The sequence below is a fragment of the uncultured Ruminococcus sp. genome (genome assembly GCF_937915125.1).
Taxonomy (GTDB): Bacteria; Bacillota; Clostridia; order Oscillospirales; family Ruminococcaceae; genus Ruminococcus_C.
Genome location: NZ_CALDMP010000089.1, coordinates 1 through 2,619, shown reverse-complemented (window position 1 = coordinate 2,619; position 2,619 = coordinate 1). Strand labels below are relative to the sequence as shown.

Annotated in this window: 2 protein-coding genes; both read right to left on the bottom strand. The window is 49.3% G+C overall.

Annotated features, from left to right (window positions below; all coding sequences use genetic code 11):
• Positions 1–96 precede the first annotated feature (96 nt).
• On the bottom strand, positions 97–1,404 hold the full coding sequence (locus Q0418_RS08910) for a phage portal protein (protein WP_298483785.1): 1,308 nt from the start codon (positions 1,402–1,404) through the stop codon (positions 97–99).
• A gap of 33 nt (positions 1,405–1,437) precedes the next feature.
• Positions 1,438–2,619: PBSX family phage terminase large subunit (locus Q0418_RS08905; RefSeq protein ID WP_298483784.1), on the bottom strand; the 1,182-nt coding region annotated here is incomplete at its 5' end.

Sequence of the window (2,619 nt, the reverse complement as noted above, 5' to 3'; positions counted from 1 at the left end):
TCTTTCTCGTAATATGCCGCAAGCTTTGCGTACATCCTGGTTTCATCCTTGTACAGCGTTTCGTCATACTGCGCTTTTCTGTCACGCCAATAGACCTTACTGCTCTTGCTCATTGGTCACCCGCTCCGCCCTATAGACGTCCTCCGGCTCTGTGCCGTTTTCTGCTTCGATCTTCTCGATCTCCTTCTGCGGATCGTCCACAGCAGAAATCACAGAAAGCTGCGTCTCTTTCGATGTGATACCAGCCATCTGCGACGCTGTCTGCACTTCTTCCAGCAGATTTTTTGGCGCATTCTGCGTAAATTGATATGTAACATTCAGATAGGCATCCTCTGCCATCTTCGTGGATGGATGCGATGCAATCAGCTTCCACCGTTGATTCATGCCGCTTGTAAATTTCCGTGCTTTCAGCACTGCCAGATTTTTCATGGGTTGTAGCTTGTACGCCAGCGCCGTTCCAGAGCTTCCGCCAAAGCTTTCGTCTGAAATATTCGCCACCATGGACATGGAGAAAATCTGTGTTTCCAGACGGTTCAGCAGATTTTCCTGCGTCGCATCCGCAGAGGGTTTTTGCAAAAATTCCACCCGTATGGCATTTAGATCGTCAGGATCCATTGGTTTTACGTGAATCGTTCTGTCGTTCCGAATGGTGTAAAGTTCTTTTTCATCCAGAGAAAGCCCCAGAAGCAGAAGATATGCATCCGCAAAAGCGTCTACATCATTTGCTTTTTCAGAAAGTGCTTTTTCATAGGCGTTGATGGCACTCTCTACCTGTTCAAATGCGCCCTGCCGTTCTTCGTTCTCGATATACTCGATCAGCGGCACACCGGAGAAATAATGTGGCTTCTGTTCCAGAAAATGAATGCCGCCGGCATCAGAAAACGGGATCTCCATGTCTCTGGTGTACATCGACCCGACTGTAACGCCGTCGGAGTTCTTGTAATACCGCACACCGTAAATCGGATTTCTTGCCACAGAATCATCATAGATCACAAAGCATTCCATCGGCGTGAAATATGTCATGCAGATCTGCGCATATTCGTCCGTATACACCAATTCGAAGCCGCTGCCGAAAATGCTGCATATTTTTGAAAGCTCCGCATTGTTGTCATCCTGGTCGCTGTACATTTCGATTTGTTCCATTTCCATCTTGACATCACTGTCCGGGTGCATGGTTTTCACCGGAATGCCGATGAAATAGCCGTTGAATGTGTCCACGATGTACTTTGCGAAATTTACCGTGATACGGTTGTCCGGCTTCCACGGCTCTTTCGGCGGTTCCAGCGAGATCGGATGCCGCCCTTCATACATGTCCTGCAAATACCGGAATCGTCTGCAGTCTGCCTGATGCTGCTTCAGCCAGTATCCCAGGATTTCCGGCGTCATTTCTGCTGATTCCTGCATAATATAATATTCCTGTTTTGGATAATTCACTTGTTATAGTCCACCTCCGATGCCGCTGATGGTTACAGTTTCCCGCATGATCGTATTGACGAAATACCGCACATCGTCCATAGCGTGGTCGTTCTCCTTGATCGGTGTATCTTCGCTGGCTTTCTCATTCCATCGGTACAAGGAAAATTCCCGGATGCAGTCCTTGCATTCCGGAGAGAAAAACAGCTTTCCCTTTTGCAATGCTGTGGATACACGGCGGATGCCATCCACGACACCGTTCCTGCCTTTCCGCACCGTGAATCCTGCCTGCCGCAGCTCTGCAATAAAAGATGCCGCAGACGGGTCAACAATCACCGCCTCGATCTCCAGATTTCCAGCGAGCTTTTTCACTTGCTCCAGATACTGTCCGTTTGTCAGCTGCTTTCGTGTCTCACGTCCGCTGTAATACCACTCTGCGGCTCTGTATGCGGCTTCGCCGTCATATTGCCAAAGACCTGCACTGAATGCGTTGAGTGTGCCATAGTCCACGCTGATATACCATTTCCCGTGTTTCACAGGAGATTGACCTGTCACGTGGACGCTGCGATCAAACTGTGGATAGATGATACCTTCCGCGAGACACCACTTCCCCAAAATAAACCGATCGTAAAACACGCCGGTGTACTCTGCTTTGATTGCGGAAACATATCCGGGATCCAGCGTTGTATTATCATCAAGCAAAAAGCGCATCACCAGCATATCCAGTTCTGCGCTTCTGTCGATATATTCTTTTTTCAGCCAGTGCTCCGGGCTGTCCGGGTTTGTGGTAGCGATGAGCTTTGCGCCAGGCACACGGAGACGGGACAGGAGCATAACAAAGAAATCCCGCGGGAACAGTGTCAGCTCGTCACAGTATGCGCCTTGTAATGTCAGACCTCGTATTTTCGATTCCGATCTTGCATCATTTGCGCCTTCCAGCAAGATCCTGCGCCCGAACAGATACGCCTCTTTTGCCGATGTGGAAAAAGTGAAGTTCGATGTCCCGAACAGCTCTTCCAGTGGTATCAGGCAGTTTCGCTTCAGCGTTGTCAGTGACTTACCGCACATAAGATACAGCTTGTCCTGTGGCATGGTTGCCACCCAGAATCCCCAGAGCACTAAGGATATCCACGTCTTCCCGGAAGAAACAGAACCCTCAAGAAGGTTGATTCGTTTCAGTTTCTTCTTCTGCCATATCCGCATCAG

What these genes read in the sequence shown, in the direction of transcription:
- Q0418_RS08910 (WP_298483785.1), bottom strand. Translation starts at nt 1,404, where the DNA reads ATGCAGGAATCAGCAGAAATGACGCCGGAAATCCTGGGATACTGGCTG.